Raw genomic sequence first — 16,203 nt, forward strand, 5'->3', positions numbered from 1 at the left:
TAGTCTTCTCGGCGCCGTCATCGGAAAAGGGGGTTCCGGGTGTCTGACTCGTTCGTGCACCTGCACGTGCACACCGAGTACTCGATGCTCGACGGGGCGGCCCGGATCAAGGAACTTCTCGCCGAGGCGAAACGGCTCGGCATGCCGGCCGCCGCGATCACCGACCACGGCAACATGCACGGGGCGTACGACTTCTACACCCAGGCCAAGGCCGCCGACGTGATCCCGGTGATCGGCGTCGAGGCATACCTCGCGCCCGACTCGCGACTCACCAAGAGCCGGGTCAAGTGGGGCCGGCCGGAGCAGAAGAGCGACGACGTCTCCGGTAACGGCGCGTACACGCACATGACCATGTGGGCGCGCAACGCGATCGGCCTGAAGAACCTGTTCCGCCTCAACTCGCGGGCCTCCATCGAGGGCCAGCTCGGTAAGTACCCGCGGATGGACTTCGACATCATCGCCGAGCACGCCGAGGGCATCATGGGCACCACCGGCTGCCCGTCCGGTGCGGTGCAGACCCGGCTGCGGCTCGGCCAGTTCGACGAGGCGCTCAAGTCCGCCGCGCTGTACCAGGAGGCGCTCGGGAAGGACAACTACTTCCTCGAGATCATGGACCACGGCCTCTCCATCGAGAAGCGCGTCCGCGACGGCCTGCTGGAGATCGGCCAGAAACTCGGTATCCCGCCGCTGGTCACCAACGACTCGCACTACGTGCACGAGGCCCAGTCCGAGGCGCACGACGTGCTGCTCTGCGTGCAGACCGGCAGCAACGTCGCCGACCCGAACCGGTTCCGCTTCGACGGCTCCGGGTACTTCGTGAAGTCGGCCGACCAGATGCGCGCGGTGGACTCCTCCGAGGCGTGGCAGCAGGGCTGCCGCAACACCCTCCTGGTGGCCGAGAAGGTGGACACCGACGGGATGTTCACCTTCAAGAACCTGATGCCCCGGTTCCCGATCCCGGACGGCTACACCGAGGAGGAGTACTTCCGGCACGTCGCCTTCGAGGGCCTGCGGAAACGCTTCCCGGACGGCATTCCCGAGACACACGTCAAACAGGCGGAGTACGAGCTCGGCGTCATCATCCAGATGGGCTTCCCGGCGTACTTCCTGGTGGTCGCCGACTTCATCCAGTGGGCGAAGAACAACGGCATCGCGGTCGGCCCCGGCCGTGGCTCGGCGGCCGGCTCGCTGGTGGCGTACGCGATGGGCATCACCGACCTGGACCCGCTGCCGCACGGCCTGATCTTCGAGCGGTTCCTCAACCCCGAGCGTGTCTCGATGCCCGACGTCGACATCGACTTCGACGAGCGCCGGCGCGGCGAGGTCATCCGGTACGTGACCGAGAAGTGGGGCGACGACAAGGTCGCGCAGATCGCGACGTTCGGCACGATCAAGGCGAAAGCCGCGATCAAGGACTCGGCCCGGGTCCTCGGCTACCCGTTCGCTGTCGGCGACCGGATCACCAAGGCGATGCCGCCGGACGTCATGGGCAAGGGCATCACGCTCGGTGGCATCTTCAACAAGGACGACAAGCGGTACAACGAAGCCGGCGAGATCCGCGGCCTCTACGAGACCGATCCGGACGTCAAGAAGGTCATCGACACCGCCCGGGGCATCGAGGGCCTGATCCGGCAGACCGGTGTGCACGCCGCCGGCGTGATCATGTCCGCCGAGCCGATCATCGACCACATCCCGCTGATGCGCCGGGCCAGCGACGGTGTGATCATCACGCAGTTCGACTACCCGACCTGCGAGACGCTCGGCCTGCTGAAGATGGACTTCCTCGGCCTGCGGAACCTGACCATCCTGGACGACGCGGTCAAGAACATCGAGCTCAACCACGGCAACGGCCTGGACCTGCTGGCCCTGCCGCTGGACGACAAGGCGGCGTACGAACTACTGGCCCGCGGCGACACGCTCGGCGTGTTCCAGCTCGACGGCGGGCCGATGCGGTCCCTGCTGCGGCTGATGAAGCCGGACAACTTCGAGGACATCTCCGCGGTCCTGGCGCTGTACCGGCCGGGTCCGATGGGCGTCGACTCGCACACCAACTACGCGCTGCGCAAGAACAAGCTCCAGGACATCACGCCGATCCACCCGGAGCTGGAGGAGCCGCTGCGGGAGATCCTGGAGCCGACCTACGGCCTGATCGTCTATCAGGAGCAGGTGCAGCGCGCCGCGCAGATCCTGGCCGGCTACACCCTCGGCCAGGCCGACCTGCTCCGCCGCGCGATGGGCAAGAAGAAGAAGGAGATCCTGGACAAGGAGTTCGTCCCGTTCCGGGACGGCTGCCGCGAGCGGGGTTACTCCGACGAGTCGATCCAGGCGGTGTGGGACGTCCTGGTGCCGTTCGCCGGCTACGCCTTCAACAAGGCACATTCCGCGGCGTACGGCCTGGTCTCCTACTGGACGGCGTACCTCAAGGCGCACTACCCCGCCGAGTACATGGCCGGTCTGCTCACCAGCGTCGGCGACGACAAGGACAAGATGGCGGTGTACCTCGCCGAGTGCCGCCGCATGGGCATCCAGGTGCTGCCGCCCGACGTGAACCAGTCGGCCGGGCCGTTCACCCCGGTCGGCAAGGACATCCGGTTCGGGCTCGGCGCGGTCCGCAACGTCGGCGGCAACGTGGTCGAGGCGATCGTGCGATGCCGCAAAGAGAAAGGCGACTACTCCGACTTCTACGACTTCTTGTCGAAGGTCGACGCCGTCGCCTGCAACAAGCGGACCATCGAATCGCTCGTCAAGGCGGGCGCGTTCGACTCGATGGGGCACAGCCGCAAAGGGCTGCTGGCGGTGCACGCCGAGGCGATCGACGCGTACGCGGACGTCAAACGCAACGAGGCGGCCGGGCAGTTCGACCTGTTCGGCGCGTTCGGCGACACCGTCGGCGGGTCGTCGGCGACGGTGGCCATGCCGCCCATCGGTGACACCGAGTGGGACAAGCGCGACAAGCTCGCGTTCGAGCGGGAGATGCTCGGCCTCTACGTCTCCGACCACCCGCTCGCCGGCCTCGAGGTGATGCTGCAGAACGCGGCGGACACCAGCATCGCCGTGCTGAACGAGGACGGCTCCGTCCCGGACGGCCAGGTGGTGACGCTCGCCGGCATCCTCACCGGGGTCCAGCGGCGGATCACCAAGCAGGGCCGGGCGTGGGCCTCGGCCACCTTGGAGGACCTCGCCGGCGGTGTCGAGGCGCTGTTCTTCCCGAACACCTACGAGCTGGTCGGGCAGTACATCGCCGAGGACGCGATCGTGGTGGTCAAGGGCCGGGTGGACCGGCGCGACGACCAGGCGCGGATCATGGCGATGGACATGTCCATCCCGGACATCACCCACAACCCGGACAGCAAGCCGGTCACCCTGACGATGCCCATCACGCGCTGCACGCCGCCGCTGGTGGACGAGCTCAAGGAGATCCTGGTGAGCCACCCGGGCGACACCGAGGTTCACGTCCACCTGCAGAACGGCAGCCGGACGACGGTGATGCGGCTGGGTGGCGTCCGGGTGGCGCCGACCCCGGCACTCCGGGCGGACCTCAAGACGATCCTCGGTCCCTCGGCCGTGGCCTGAGCGCCGTGGCCGATCTGGAAGGATCGTAGGGTGCACCCCAGTCACGAGCCGTTGCCCGGCGCCTGGTCCGCGCCGCCGGGTGCCCGGCCCGAGCCGCCCGCGGGCCCGGAGCCGTCGTCGGGCGATCAGCCCGGGACGCCCGCCGGCCCGGAGCCCTCGCCGGGCGCCTGGGCCGATCCGCCCGTGCGCCCGGAGCCGTCGTCCGGAACAGGTCCGGAGACGCTGCCGGGTGCGTGGGCCGCGCCGCCGGAGGCCCGGTCCGAGCCGCCGGCCGGCGGGTTTCCCGAGGGCGCCTATCCGGTCCCCCCGGCCGGCGGTCATCCCTATCCGTTCCCCGGCGGTCAGGCCCAGCCGTTGCCCGGCTCCGCCGGACCGGGGCGGTGGTCCCCGCGGCACTGGCGCCTGCAGGGTCCCCGCCGGCCGTGGCGCCGCACCCTGACCGTGGCGGTCGCCGTCATCGCCGCGATCAGCGCGCTGGGTGTGCCGTTCGGGCTGCTCTGGGCGTGGCTCGCCCCCGGGGTGCCGGTGATCGACGCCGGCGACAACGGTGTCGTGGTCAACGACCCGTCGCCGGAGCAGTACATCGCCGCCGACGGCTGGTTCACCCTGCTCGGCCTGGGCTTCGGGCTGCTCGTGGCGATCGTCGCCTGGCTGGCGCTACGCCGTGACCGCGGCCCGTTCCTGCTGCTCGCCGTCGTGATCGGCACGTCCGTCGCGGCGCAGCGGGTGGCGCCGTTCATCGGTGAGATGATCGGCCGCGACGACTACGACCAGTGGCGGGCCACCGCCGCGCAGGGGGCCACCTATCTGGCGCCGCCCGAGGTGCACTCGTTCGGGCCGACCCTGGTGCCGGCGTTCGCCGCGGCGATCGTGCTGACCCTGCTCGCCGGCTGGTCGAACGATCCGGATCTGGACCAGCCGGGCGCGCAACCGGGGTACGGCGCGAACCATCCGGGTTTCGCCCCGGGCCGCGACGACTACGCCTACGACCCGGCGGACTACCAGCGGCCGGCCGGCTACCCGGAGTACAGCCATGGGCCGGAACCGGCCGGTCAACACGGGCCGGGGCCGGGCGGGCACGGGGCGCCGCACGGGTACGGCGTACCGGAGAGGCCTTACGACGACGGGCCGGTGGCCATCGGGGGCGGCGACCACTTCGAGCCGGGTGCGGCCGGCCGGCCGGACAGCGGCTCGCCGGACCCGGGCAAGCCTTCCTGACCCAGCGGCTCGCTGTCGGCCGGTGGGGAGCGCGGCTGTCCGTCGAGCCGGCAGGAGAGCGCGGCTGTCCGTCGGTCTGTGGAGAGCGCGACTGTCAGTTCGGGCTGGCGGGGCGGGCCAGGTCGGAGAGCGGGACCGGCACCGCGCGCACCCGGGCGAGCAGGCCCGCCTCCCGGTTCAGCAGGCGCAGCTCGGCCCGGAGCCGGCTCGCGGTGTCCGGCATGGCCAGCAGCGACTGACGTTCCTCCACGGTCAGCTGCGCGGTCGCGGCGACCAGATGGGACAGCACGGTCGGGTCGTCGGGGGCCTGGTCGAGCATCTCGCTGTTGGGGCGGAGCAACTCGAGGTATTCCCGGAAGGCGGTCAGCACCCGGGGCATCAGCAGCCGCGCGGTGTCGCTCGGCTCGTCGTCGGGAAGCCAGCGGACCCGCGCCGTCAGATAGGGCTCGGCGCCCTGGTCGAGGCTGAGGACGCTGAACCGGCGGCGGCCGACGGTCATGATGTCGAACCGGCCGTCCGGCAGCTCGGTGACGTGCCGCAACTCGGCGGTGCAGCCCACGTCGTACACATCCGCGGCGCTGATCGGCGGCGCCTCGGGGGCCGGCTCGTCGCCGGTCTCGGCCGCAACCTCGCTGCCGTGCCGGAAGGTGACCACGCCGAACTCGTGCGGCGTCTCCGCCGTCTGGGCCACCAGCCCCCGCACGAGGGCGCGGTAACGCTCCTCGAAGATGTGCAGGGGCAGCACCAGACCGGGGAAGAGCACCGTGCTCAGCGGGAAGACCGGCAGCCGATCGCTCACGCGTTCAGCCTAGTCTTCGCCTGACCTTGGTCAACCCGGCGAGGCAGCCCGGACACAGCCGGTGACCCAGCACACTCCCGCCCGGCCGGCTCGGCCGTGTGGTGAATCCCCGGCCACCGGTGTGCCGCCCGGCGCGCCGGGGCGTGGCGAGGCCTCCGGCGCGAGGTGTGCCGCCCGGCTCGGGCGTGAGGTCGGTCGCACGCGCGCGGGGTGTGGCGGGGCCCACGACGTCTCAGCGCCTGGGCCGGGAGTCGCGGGCGACAACCCGGTTTCGGGGCCGCCTAGACTGGACGGGTGCTGAATCGGATCGACCTGCGCGGCGCCCACCGGGACCCGCGCGGACTGCTGCCCCGTGCCCAGCTCGACGTCTCTGTGGCGGTCGAGCGGATCCGCCCGGTCGTCGAGGCGGTGCATCAGCATGGGTTCAGCGCGATCCAGGAGGCCGCCGAGCGTTTCGACGGGATCCGGCCGGAGCGCCTGCGGGTGCCCGCCGAGGCCATCGCCGCCGCCGCCGACACGCTGGAGCCCGAGGTGCGCGCCGCGCTGCTCGAGGTGATCAAGAGGGCCCGCAAGGTGCACGCCGACCAGCGGCGCACCGACGTGACCACCCAGGTGGTGGAGGGCGGCACGGTCACCGAGCGCTGGGTGCCGGTGCGCCGGGTGGGGCTCTACGTCCCGGGTGGCCTCGCCGTCTATCCGTCCACCGTGGTCATGAACGTGGTGCCCGCCCAGGAGGCCGGGGTGGAGGGCCTGGTGGTGGCCTCGCCGCCGCAGACCGCCAACAACGGCCTGCCGGACTCCCGGGTGCTGGCCGCCTGTGCACTGCTCGGCGTCACCGAGGTCTATGCGGTGGGCGGCGCCCAGGCGATCGCGATGCTGGGATACGGCTCGACCGGCGCGGACGAGAGCGACGGCTGCGAGCCGGTCGACGTGATCACCGGGCCGGGCAACATCTGGGTCACCGCGGCGAAGCGGATCCTGCGCGGCACCGTCGGGATCGACGCCGAGGCCGGCCCCACCGAGATCGCCATCCTGGCCGACGACACCGCCGACCCGCGGCACGTCGCCGCCGACCTGATCAGTCAGGCCGAGCACGACCCGCTGGCCGCCAGTGTGCTGGTCACCGATTCGCCGGCGCTGGCCGACGCGGTCGAGATCGAGCTGGACAAGCAGGTCCCCGCCACCCGGCACGAGGAGCGGGTGCGCACCGCGCTGACCGGGGAGCAGTCCGGCGTGGTGCTGGTCGACGACCTGGAGCAGGGCCTCGCGGTCGTCGACGCGTACGCGGCCGAGCACCTGGAGATCCAGACGCGCGACGCGCGGCAGTGGGCGATGCGGGTCCGCAACGCCGGCGCGGTCTTCGTCGGCGCCTGGGCGCCGGTCTCGCTCGGCGACTACGCGGCCGGGTCCAACCACGTGCTGCCCACCGGCGGCTGCGCCCGGCACTCGTCGGGTCTGTCGGTGCAGTCGTTCCTGCGGGGCATCCACGTCGTGGAATACACGGAGGAGGCCCTGCGCGACGTCGCCGGTCACGTGGTGACGCTGGCGAACGCGGAGGACCTGCCGGCGCACGGCGATGCGGTGAAGGCCCGGTTCCAGTGACGACGATTGAGGATCTGCCGATCCGGGACGATCTGCGGGGCCAGACGCCGTACGGCGCGCCGCAGCTCGATGTCGCGGTCCGGCTGAACACCAACGAGCACGCCTTCGCGGTGCCCGAGGTCGTGGTCGAGACGATGGCGAAGATGCTGCAGGACGAGCTCGCCGACCTGAACCGCTACCCCGACCGGGACGCCGTGGCCCTGCGCACCGACCTGGCCGGCTATCTGGGGCACGGCCTGGCCCACCACGGTGTGTGGGCGGCCAACGGCTCCAACGAGGTGCAGCAGCAGCTGCTCCAGGCGTTCGGCGGCCCGGGGCGGACCGCGCTGGGCTTCGGGCCGTCCTACTCGATGCACCCGCTGCTCGCGGCCGGGACCGGCACCCGCTGGATCGGCTCGCTCCGCGATCCGGACTTCGGGCTGCGGCCCGGCGCGGCGGTCGCGGAGATCGAGAAGCACGACCCGGACCTGGTCTTCCTCTGCTCGCCGAACAACCCGACCGGCACCGCGCTGGACCCCGAGGTGATCGACGCGGTGCTCGGCGCGGCGCGCGGCATGGTGCTGGTCGACGAGGCCTACTTCGAGTACGCCCGGACCGGCACCCGCAGCGCGATCGAGCTGCTTCCCGGGCATCCGCGCCTGGTGGTGACCCGGACCATGAGCAAGGCGTTCGGGTTCGCCGGCGGCCGGCTGGGCTATTTCGCCGCCGACCCGGCCGTGGTCGACGCGGTGCAGCTGGTCCGGTTGCCGTACCACCTGAGTGCTCTCACCCAGGCGGCCGCCCGCGCGGCCCTGGCGCAGAGCGCGGCGCTGCTGGCCACGGTCGAGGAGATCAAGGTGCAGCGCGACCGGATCGTGCGCCACCTGCGCGAGCGGGGCATCGGGGTGGCCGACAGCGACGCCAACTTCGTCCTGTTCTCCGCCGGCGCCGATCAGAAAGCCGTCTGGCAGGCGTTCCTGGACAGGGGCGTGCTGATCCGCGACGTGGGCCTGGCCGGCTGGCTCCGGGTGACCGCCGGCACCGAGACCGAGACCACCGCTTTCCTGAACGCCGCTGAGGAGATCTTGTCGTGAGCAGGACCGCGCGCATCGAGCGCGTGACCAACGAGACCAAGGTGCTGATCGAGATCGATCTCGACGGCACCGGCAAGGGCGACCTGCACACGGGCGTGGGCTTCTACGACCACATGCTGAACCAGCTCGCCAAGCACGGCGGGTTCGACCTGACGGTGCGCTGCGAGGGCGATCTGGAGATCGACTCGCACCACACCATGGAGGACACCGCGATCGCGCTCGGCGAGGCCTTCGCGAGCGCGCTCGGTGACAAGCGGGGCATCCGCCGGTACGGGTCGGCCACGATCCCGATGGACGAGGTGCTGGTCCGGGCCGCCGTGGATCTGTCCGGCAGGCCGTACGTGGTGCACGACGAGCCGCTGCTGACGCCGTACATCGGCCCGGTCTACGCGACCAGCATGACCCGGCACATCTTCGAGGCGTTCGGCCACGCGGCCCGGGTGACCCTGCACGTGGACGTGCTGCGCGCCTGCCGCCCGGGCGGCCACCCGGACGCGCACCACGTGGTGGAGGCCCAGTTCAAGGCGTTCTCCCGGGCTCTGCGCGAGGCTGTCGAGATCGACCCGCGCAACGCCGGCTCGCTGCCGTCCACCAAGGGGGTCCTGTGATCTCGCTGGTGCTGTTCGCGCTCGCCGGCATCCTGGTGGGCGGTGTGATCCAGTTGGTCAAGGCGGACGCCACGAAGTTCAGCATCGGGCTCACCGGGGTGCTCGCGGCACTCGCCACCGCGGGCGGGGTCGCCTGGTGGCCGTCCGGGGAGGCGTGATGGCAACCGGCAAGAACGTCGTCATCCTCGATTACGGCTCGGGAAACCTGCGGTCGGCGGAGCGGGCCGTCGCGCGAACCGGGGTGGACGTCACGGTGACCAGCGACCTGGAGGCGGCGGCCGCCGCGGACGGGCTGGTCGTGCCGGGCGTCGGGGCGTACGCGGCGTGCATGGCCGGCATCGAGGACCTGGGCGCCGGCCCGGTGATCGCGGAACGGGTGGCGGCCGGCAAGCCGGTGCTCGGCATCTGCGTCGGCATGCAGATCCTCTTCGAGTCCGGGGTGGAGCACGGCGTGGAGTCGAAGGGCCTCGGCCTGCTGCCCGGCTCGGTCACCAAGCTCGCCGCCGAGCGGATCCCGCACATGGGATGGAACCTCGTGCACCCGCCGCAGGCGTCCAGACTGCTCGCCGGACTGGAGCCGGACTCGCGGTTCTACTTCGTCCACTCGTACGCCGCCCAAGATCTTGATCTGCTGCTCGAAGCCGGGGCCGAGGTGACCACCGCGACCCACGACCTGCCCTTCGCCGCAGTGGTCGAGCACGGCGCGCTGAGCGCCGCCCAGTTCCACCCGGAGAAGTCGGCGGACGCCGGCCTCACGCTGCTGCGCAACTGGGTCGCAGGGCTGGAATGAGCAAGGAGCGTGCGCGGCGGCGGGCCGAACGGCTCGTCGTCCTGGAGAAGGAGAAGGCGGCCCGCGCCCGGAAGGTGGCGCGGCGCGGCCGGCTCCGCACCCTGAAACGCTCGATCACTCCCCGGGTCCCCCGGCGCAACCGGTCCGGGCGCCTCTATCACCGCAGTCTCCGGCAGCGGATCGGCATCGTCGTCGTCTCGCTGCTCGCCGCCGCCGCGGTCTGGGTGCTCGTCCCGGATCTGGCTCTGCGGATCATCCTCACCGCCCTGCTCGTCCTCGCTGTGCCGGCCCTCGTCGTCGTGGTGCTCGGCCGCCGCGCCTAGTCCGTCCGCACGGCCTCGTTCTCAAAGGGAGAAAGATGACCCTCCAACTGCTGCCCGCCGTCGACGTCGCCGACGGCCAGGCCGTCCGCCTGGTGCAGGGCGCCGCCGGCTCGGAGACCGCCTACGGTGATCCGCTGGAGGCCGCGCTGGCCTGGCAGAACGACGGCGCCGAGTGGATCCACCTGGTCGACCTGGACGCGGCGTTCGGCCGGGGCTCCAACGCCGAGCTGCTGGCCGGCGTGGTGCGCCGCCTCGACGTGAAGGTGGAGCTGTCCGGCGGCATCCGGGACGACGAGTCGCTGACGCGGGCGCTGGCCACCGGCGCCCAGCGGGTCAACATCGGCACCGCGGCGCTGGAGGACCCGCAGTGGTGCGACCGGATCTGCGCGGAGTACGGCGACCGGGTGGCGATCGGGCTGGACGTGCGAGGTCGTACCCTCGCTGCCCGTGGCTGGACCCGCGACGGCGGTGACCTTTACGACGTTCTGGCCCGGCTGGACAAGGCCGGTGCGTCCCGCTACGTCGTCACCGACATCACCAAGGACGGCACCATGCGCGGCCCGAACCTGGACCTGCTGCGCGAGGTCTGCGCCGCCACCGACAAGCCGGTGATCGCCAGCGGCGGCGTCTCCACGCTGGACGACCTGCGCGCCCTGGCCACCCTGGAGCCGGTGGGCGTGGAGGGTGTGATCGCGGGCAAGGCGCTGTACGCCGGCGCGTTCACCGTCCGGGAGGCGCTGGACGCGCTGGCCGCGGCCTGACCTCCCACGCTTCACGCAACGCCTGTTCGGCGGCCCGGATGGCGGGCCGGGCCGCCGCCGAGTCCCGCCAGGCGATCACCACCCGGCGGGTGGGCAACGGGGTCACCTCGACCAGCCGGACGCCGGCCGGCAGTGCCGGGCGGGCGAGGCGGGGGACCAGCGCCACGCCGAGGCCGGCCGCGATCAGCGTCAGCTGGGTCTCGAACTCGCCGACCTGGAAGTCCGGCACCACGCCGGGCAGCTTGCGGATCAGGTATTCGTAGCAGACGTCGCCGGCTCGCACCGCGATCCAGCGCTCGTCCCGCAGCCCCGACAGATCCGTCTCGCCGGTCAGCCGGTGTCCGCTGGGCACGATGAGGTCGGCGTGGTCGACGCCGATCTCCACGTGCGAGACGCAGTCGGGATAGCGCAGTGCCACCTCCGGCCAGTCGTCCAGCACCGCCAGGTCCACGTGACCCCGTCGCAGCAGCTCCACGCCCTCGTGCGGGCTCACCTCGATGAGGCCGGTGGTGAGCTGCGGATGCTCGGCGGCCAGCTTGCGCAGCGCGTGCGGCAGCAGCGCCCGGCAGGCGGTGGCGAAGGCGGCCACGGTGAGCCGGCCGGTGACCGTGTCGCGGTGCGCGGCGAGGGCGGCCTCCGCCTCGTCGACGCTGGTCAGCACCCGCTCGGCGTGGTCGGCGAGGACCCGGCCGGCCTCGGTGAGCCGCAGCCGCCGGCCGTTCTTCTCGACCAGCGTGGCGCCGGTCTCCCGCTCCAGTTTCGAGAGCTGCTGGGAGATCGCGGACGGCGTACAGTGCAGCGCCTGACCGGCGGCGAGCACGGTGCCGTAACTGGCCACCGCGTGCAGCGCGCGGAGCCTGCCGAGATCAATCATGTAGCGATGCTACATCCTGGGTGTAGATTATTTTGCTGGTGCTTAACGGTTGACGCGCGCCAGGCTGAGTCCATGAGACCGCGTGACCTCGCCCTTGCCGTCGCCGTGGCGGCCGCCTGGGGGTTCAACTTCGTCGCCATCGACGCCGGGCTGAACCACTTCCCGCCCCTGCTCTTCTCCGCGCTGCGCTTCGGCCTGGCCGCCTTCCCGGCGGTGCTGCTGGTCGGCCGGCCGCAGGTGCCGTGGCGGTGGATCGCGATCGTCGCGCTGGTGCTCGGCGTGATCAAGTTCTCGCTGCTGTTCGCCGGGATGTCGATCGGGATGCCGGCCGGGCTCAGCTCGCTCGTGCTGCAGAGCCAGGCCGTGTTCACGATGGTCATCGCCACCCTGTTCCTGCGCGAGCGTCCGCGGCCGGTGCAGATCGCCGGCCTGGCGGTGGCGGCAAGCGGGGTGCTCCTGGTCGCCACCCGGATGGGCGCGAACCTGCCCGCGTTCCTGCTGGTCATCGGCGCGGCCGCGGCCTGGGGAGTGTCCAACGTCGCCACCCGCCGGGCGTCCCCGCCGGACACCCTCAACTTCATGGTCTGGGTCAGCGCGCTGGCCACCGGGCCGCTGATCGTGCTCACCCTGCTGATCGACGGCCCGGCCGCCGACCTCGCCGCGCTGCGCGCGATCGACACCGAGGCGGTCCTGGCACTGCTCTACATCGCGCTGGTCTCCACACTGGCCGGCTTCGCCGGCTGGGGACTTCTCATGCAGCGGTACGGCGCAGCCACGGTCGCGCCGTTCTCCATGCTGGTGCCTTTCTTCGGCATCGGGTCGGCCGCCATGATCCTGGGCGAGCCGGTGTACCGCGTCGACGTCATCGGCGGTGTGCTGGTCGTCGGCGGGGTGCTCCTGGGCCTGGTCAGAACGCCGTCGGCCCGGCTCGTTAGGGTTGAGGCATGACGGTCGCGGTGCGTGTGATCCCCTGCCTGGACGTGGACGCCGGGCGGGTGGTGAAGGGAGTCAACTTCGTCGACCTGCGCGACGCCGGCGACCCGGTGGAGCTGGCGGCGGCCTACGACGCGGCCGGCGCTGACGAGCTGACCTTCCTCGACGTGACCGCCTCCTCCGACGACCGCGGCACGATGCTCGACGTGGTCCGGCGCACTGCCGAGTCGGTGTTCATCCCGCTGACCGTGGGCGGCGGCGTGCGCTCGGTGGAGAACGTGGACGTGCTGCTGCGCGCCGGCGCCGACAAGGTCGGGGTGAACACCGCGGCGATCACCCGGCCCGAGCTGATCAGCGAGATCGCTTCCCGCTTCGGCAACCAGGTGCTGGTCCTCTCGCTGGACGTGCGCCGTTCGGCCGACCAGCCGAGCGGCTGGGAGGTCACCACGCACGGCGGCCGGCGCAGCGCCGGGCTGGACGCGATCGAGTGGGCCGCCCGGGTGGCCGACCTGGGCGCGGGGGAGATCCTGCTCAACTCGATGGACGCGGACGGGACCAAGGCGGGCTTCGACCTGGAGCTGATCCGGGCGGTGCGCGGCGTGGTCAACATCCCGGTGATCGCCAGCGGCGGGGCGGGCACGGTCGCCCACTTCCCGCCCGCGGTGAAGGCCGGCGCGGACGCGGTGCTGGCGGCCAGCGTGTTCCACTTCGGAGACCTGACCATCGGCGAGGTCAAGGACTCGCTGCGGTCCGCGGGCAACCCGGTGCGCTGAGCTTCTTGCTGGTCAGCGGCCGTCGGCCAGGCGCATGCTGTATTCCCGGACGGCGGACGCGTAAGCCTGCTCGCCCAGGGACCAGTCGGTGTAACCCGGCTCGGCGGCCCGGTTCAGCTGTGCCTGCAACGTCATCACCGCGGACGAGAGCCCGCTGAACGGCCGGGTGCGCCAGAGCTGCTCCCCGGCCGGAGCGACCTCGATCATGTCGTCGTCGACGGTGATCAGGCCGGCGCCGGCGAGACGGCGGACCGCCTCCTCCAGCTCGTCGCGGCTGGGCACGCTGTGGTGCAGGAAATCGGCGGCGGCCAGCAGGTCGGCCAGCGTCGCGCCGGTGACCGGAAGGGCGGCGTGCAGTGCCCGATCACGTTCCAGTCGCTCGGCGATGACCGCGGAGACGAAGATCCACGCGTCGTTCCAGTGCCAGCCACCGACCCCCATGCCGCAATGATGCCGTGCGGTGGCCGGACCCGGAAGCGAATGTGTCCGGATGATCACTGCCTTGTGACCGGCTCCAGGACGGGACCGAGCGGGACAAGGTCGGCATAAGGCGCGCATCGGGGTCGGGCCGTCTCAATGTGCGGGCACCGGGCTGTCGCGCTGGGCCGGATCGCCGCCGGGCGCGGTCAACATCGGCAGGAACAGGTGCACCAGCGGGCCGATCGCCAGCGCGTACGCGATGGTGCCGATCCCGACCGTGCCGCCCAGCAGGAAGCCGATAGCCAGCACGGCCAGTTCGATGCCGGTGCGGATCACCCGGACCGACACTCGCGGGAACCGGCCGGCCAGACCGGTCATCAGGCCGTCCCGCGGGCCGGGGCCCATCCGGCTGCCGATGTAGAGGCCGGTCGCGAAGCCGTTGAGCAGGATGCCGCCGACCAGATAGCCGATCCGGCCGGGCATCGACCCGCCCGCGGGCAACAGGGCGAGCGTCGCGTCCGCGGCGAAGCCGACCACCACCAGATTGGCCACCGTGCCGAACCCCGGGCGCTGGCGCAGCGGGATCCAGAGCAGCAGCACCGGCACACCCACGAGCAGCACGACCCAGCCGAAGCTGATCCCGGTCACCTCGGACAGTCCCTGGTGGAAGACGTCCCACGGGTTCAGGCCGAGAGCGGACTCGACCATGAGGGCCATGCTGGCGCCGTACAGGAACAGCCCGACGAAGAGCTGGGGGACGCGACGGTACAAGCTCATGAGACCACTCTCGATGCCAATTGGTCGGTGCTAAAGTGCCAATTCTCGGGAGGTGGCTATGACGACGTCGGTGCGCGGGGACCAATTGGCTCGCCTGCTCGGCCGGTGGCATGCGTTACCCGGCCGTCGGCGCAGCCCCGACTATGCCGCGCTCGCCGCAGCGGTCCGCGGGTTGCTGGCCGACGGGCGGCTCGCTCTGGGCGTAAGACTGCCGGCCGAACGAGAACTGGCCGAGTCCCTGGCGGTGAGCCGGACCACGGTGTCCGCGGCGTACCGTGCGCTCCGCGAGACCGGCCACCTGACCAGCCGGCGCGGCGCGGGCAGCTGGACCACCCTGCCGGCCGGCCATCGGGTGGCCACCTCCGGCCTCTGGACCGCCGACGACGACCTCGACATGATCGACATGGGGGTGGCCGCGTCGGCCGCGCCGGTGGAACTGGTGCCGGCGGCCCGCGCCGCCGCCGACGACCTCCCGCGCTACCTGGGCAGCGCCGGATATCACCCGACCGGCCTGCCGGAGCTGCGCGCCGCCGTGGCCGAGGCCTACACCGCCCGCGGCGTGCCCACCTCCGCCGAGCAGATCCTGATCACCAGCGGCACCCAGCAGGCGCTCGACCTCGTGCTGCGGCTCTCGGTGCCGGCCGGGGCGCCGGTCCTGGTGGAGACGCCCACCTATCCCAACGCGCTGGCCGCGCTGTCCGCGCGGCGGGCGCGGATCAGCACGCACGGCATGGACATCGCCGCCGGCTGGGACGGCGAGATGCTCCTCGGCGCGTTGCGGCAGACCAGACCGAGACTCGCGTACGTGATCCCGGAGTTCCACAATCCGACCGGCCACCTGATGCCGGCGGACCTGCGGGAACGTCTCGTGGCCACGGCGCATTCGACCGGCACCGAACTGGTCGCCGACGAGTCCTTCGTCGACCTGCCGCTCGACGACCCGGCGATGCCACCGCCGGTCGCCGTCTTCGACCGGCACTCCCGGGTCACCTCGATCGGCGGGATGAGCAAGGCGTACTGGGGCGGTCTGCGGATCGGCTGGGTGCGGGCCTCCGCGCCGCTGGTGCAGCGGCTGGCCGCCATCCGGGTCGGCGTCGACATGGCCAGCCCGGTGCTCGAACAACTGGTCGCGGTGCATCTGCTGCGGCTGGCCCCGGAGATCGTCGCGGCCCGGCGGGCGCAGCTGCGGTTCCGCCGGGACGCGCTGACCGCGGCGCTGCGGGAGATGCTGCCGGAGTGGCGGTTCTTCGTGCCGGGCGGTGGAGTGACCCTCTGGGCCGAGCTGGACGGGCCGATCTCCAGCGCGCTGTCCCGTGCCGCCGAGGACGTCGGGGTGCGGCTGGCGCCGGGGCCGCGGTTCGGCCTGGACGGCACGCTGGAACGGTTCCTGCGGTTGCCGTTCACGCTGGCGGCGGACGACCTCGTGGAGGCGGTGCGGCGCATCGCGTCGGTCCGTCACGATCTCGACCACACGGCTCGGCCCGCTTGGCGCTCCCCAGCCGTGATCGCCTGACCTGCGTGTGAAGTTCGGGTGCGTATCGAGCCCGAACTTCACACACGGTCTTGAGCTTGCGTGTGAAGTTAGGGTGCGTATCGAGCTATTCAGTCCCATGACATCTGTCAGTGTTGAAGTCCCGATACATGTGTCACCTGGTAGAGATCTTGGGTGTGCTGGTCCG

16 protein-coding genes are annotated in these 16,203 nt (G+C 71.6%); 12 read left to right on the top strand and 4 right to left on the bottom strand.

Annotated features, from left to right (window positions below):
- The first annotated feature begins 39 nt into the window (after positions 1–39).
- Together dnaE and AC0NH5_RS19480 are read left to right on the top strand one after the other, a co-directional pair.
- Positions 40–3,573 carry a DNA polymerase III subunit alpha gene (gene dnaE, locus AC0NH5_RS19475; RefSeq protein WP_474405650.1) on the top strand — a complete coding sequence of 1,178 codons (3,534 nt, stop codon included), beginning with the start codon at positions 40–42 and terminating at the stop codon, positions 3,571–3,573.
- Between the two features lie 30 nt (positions 3,574–3,603).
- A complete protein-coding gene (locus AC0NH5_RS19480; RefSeq protein ID WP_474405652.1) occupies positions 3,604–4,791 on the top strand; it encodes a hypothetical protein in 1,188 nt (395 codons plus the stop codon).
- A gap of 94 nt (positions 4,792–4,885) precedes the next feature.
- On the opposite strand, the gene AC0NH5_RS19485 is transcribed toward AC0NH5_RS19480, so the two are convergent.
- On the bottom strand, positions 4,886–5,590 hold the full coding sequence (locus tag AC0NH5_RS19485) for an LON peptidase substrate-binding domain-containing protein (RefSeq protein WP_474405654.1): 705 nt from the start codon (positions 5,588–5,590) through the stop codon (positions 4,886–4,888).
- Positions 5,591–5,884: 294 nt separating this feature from the next.
- Between AC0NH5_RS19485 and hisD the strand changes: the two genes are divergently transcribed.
- Genes hisD through priA form a run of 7 tightly spaced genes read left to right on the top strand, consistent with a single transcriptional unit; the run spans position 5,885 to position 10,747 of the window.
- Complete coding sequence (gene hisD, locus AC0NH5_RS19490; protein ID WP_474405656.1) at positions 5,885–7,192, top strand: histidinol dehydrogenase; 1,308 nt, start codon at positions 5,885–5,887, stop codon at positions 7,190–7,192.
- The gene (locus AC0NH5_RS19495; protein ID WP_474405658.1) at positions 7,189–8,265 is read left to right on the top strand and encodes a histidinol-phosphate transaminase; all 1,077 of its coding nucleotides are present in this window, start codon (positions 7,189–7,191) and stop codon (positions 8,263–8,265) included. The genes hisD and AC0NH5_RS19495 overlap by 4 nt, the downstream gene beginning before the upstream one ends.
- Complete coding sequence (hisB, locus tag AC0NH5_RS19500) at positions 8,262–8,873, top strand: imidazoleglycerol-phosphate dehydratase HisB (RefSeq protein WP_474405661.1); 612 nt, start codon at positions 8,262–8,264, stop codon at positions 8,871–8,873. Before AC0NH5_RS19495 ends, hisB begins: the two co-directional genes overlap by 4 nt.
- Positions 8,870–9,031, top strand: coding sequence for a hypothetical protein (locus AC0NH5_RS19505; protein ID WP_474405663.1), 162 nt, complete (start codon positions 8,870–8,872; stop codon positions 9,029–9,031). The genes hisB and AC0NH5_RS19505 overlap by 4 nt, the downstream gene beginning before the upstream one ends.
- Positions 9,031–9,663: an imidazole glycerol phosphate synthase subunit HisH gene (gene hisH / locus AC0NH5_RS19510; RefSeq protein ID WP_474405665.1), complete on the top strand. Its 633-nt coding sequence runs from the start codon at positions 9,031–9,033 to the stop codon at positions 9,661–9,663. The genes AC0NH5_RS19505 and hisH overlap by 1 nt, the downstream gene beginning before the upstream one ends.
- A complete protein-coding gene (locus AC0NH5_RS19515) occupies positions 9,660–9,986 on the top strand; it encodes a hypothetical protein (protein ID WP_474405668.1) in 327 nt (108 codons plus the stop codon). The genes hisH and AC0NH5_RS19515 overlap by 4 nt, the downstream gene beginning before the upstream one ends.
- Before the next feature lie 35 nt (positions 9,987–10,021).
- Positions 10,022–10,747 carry a bifunctional 1-(5-phosphoribosyl)-5-((5-phosphoribosylamino)methylideneamino)imidazole-4-carboxamide isomerase/phosphoribosylanthranilate isomerase PriA gene (gene priA, locus AC0NH5_RS19520; protein ID WP_474405670.1) on the top strand — a complete coding sequence of 242 codons (726 nt, stop codon included), beginning with the start codon at positions 10,022–10,024 and terminating at the stop codon, positions 10,745–10,747.
- On the opposite strand, the gene AC0NH5_RS19525 is transcribed toward priA, so the two are convergent.
- A complete protein-coding gene (locus AC0NH5_RS19525) occupies positions 10,707–11,621 on the bottom strand; it encodes a LysR family transcriptional regulator (protein ID WP_474405672.1) in 915 nt (304 codons plus the stop codon). The two genes, priA and AC0NH5_RS19525, sit on opposite strands and share 41 nt — an antisense overlap.
- A 72-nt stretch (positions 11,622–11,693) precedes the next feature.
- Here AC0NH5_RS19525 and AC0NH5_RS19530 point away from each other — a divergent pair, with 72 nt between their 5' ends.
- Both AC0NH5_RS19530 and hisF read left to right on the top strand, forming a co-directional pair.
- Positions 11,694–12,569 carry an EamA family transporter gene (locus AC0NH5_RS19530; protein WP_474405674.1) on the top strand — a complete coding sequence of 292 codons (876 nt, stop codon included), beginning with the start codon at positions 11,694–11,696 and terminating at the stop codon, positions 12,567–12,569.
- Complete coding sequence (gene hisF / locus AC0NH5_RS19535) at positions 12,566–13,327, top strand: imidazole glycerol phosphate synthase subunit HisF (RefSeq protein WP_474405676.1); 762 nt, start codon at positions 12,566–12,568, stop codon at positions 13,325–13,327. Before AC0NH5_RS19530 ends, hisF begins: the two co-directional genes overlap by 4 nt.
- Positions 13,328–13,339: 12 nt before the next feature.
- Here hisF and AC0NH5_RS19540 read toward each other — a convergent pair whose 3' ends face one another.
- A complete protein-coding gene (locus tag AC0NH5_RS19540; protein ID WP_474405679.1) occupies positions 13,340–13,768 on the bottom strand; it encodes a hypothetical protein in 429 nt (142 codons plus the stop codon).
- A gap of 132 nt (positions 13,769–13,900) precedes the next feature.
- On the bottom strand, positions 13,901–14,524 hold the full coding sequence (gene yczE, locus AC0NH5_RS19545) for a membrane protein YczE (protein ID WP_474405681.1): 624 nt from the start codon (positions 14,522–14,524) through the stop codon (positions 13,901–13,903).
- Between the two features lie 58 nt (positions 14,525–14,582).
- Between yczE and yczR the strand changes: the two genes are divergently transcribed.
- Positions 14,583–16,037 (top strand): MocR-like transcription factor YczR, encoded by a 1,455-nt coding sequence (gene yczR, locus AC0NH5_RS19550; protein ID WP_474405683.1) that lies wholly within the window; start codon positions 14,583–14,585, stop codon positions 16,035–16,037.
- The last annotated feature ends 166 nt before the right edge of the window (positions 16,038–16,203 follow it).

Source organism: Actinoplanes sp. 13, from assembly GCF_056134165.1.

Coding starts and splice junctions, on each gene's coding strand:
- hisH (WP_474405665.1), top strand. CDS start 9,031: ATGGCAACCGGCAAGAACGTCGTCATCCTCGATTACGGCTCGGGAAAC.
- AC0NH5_RS19515 (WP_474405668.1), top strand. CDS start 9,660: ATGAGCAAGGAGCGTGCGCGGCGGCGGGCCGAACGGCTCGTCGTCCTG.
- priA (WP_474405670.1), top strand. CDS start 10,022: ATGACCCTCCAACTGCTGCCCGCCGTCGACGTCGCCGACGGCCAGGCC.
- AC0NH5_RS19525 (WP_474405672.1), bottom strand. CDS start 11,621: ATGATTGATCTCGGCAGGCTCCGCGCGCTGCACGCGGTGGCCAGTTAC.
- AC0NH5_RS19530 (WP_474405674.1), top strand. CDS start 11,694: ATGAGACCGCGTGACCTCGCCCTTGCCGTCGCCGTGGCGGCCGCCTGG.
- hisF (WP_474405676.1), top strand. CDS start 12,566: ATGACGGTCGCGGTGCGTGTGATCCCCTGCCTGGACGTGGACGCCGGG.
- AC0NH5_RS19540 (WP_474405679.1), bottom strand. CDS start 13,768: ATGGGGGTCGGTGGCTGGCACTGGAACGACGCGTGGATCTTCGTCTCC.
- yczE (WP_474405681.1), bottom strand. CDS start 14,524: ATGAGCTTGTACCGTCGCGTCCCCCAGCTCTTCGTCGGGCTGTTCCTG.
- yczR (WP_474405683.1), top strand. CDS start 14,583: ATGACGACGTCGGTGCGCGGGGACCAATTGGCTCGCCTGCTCGGCCGG.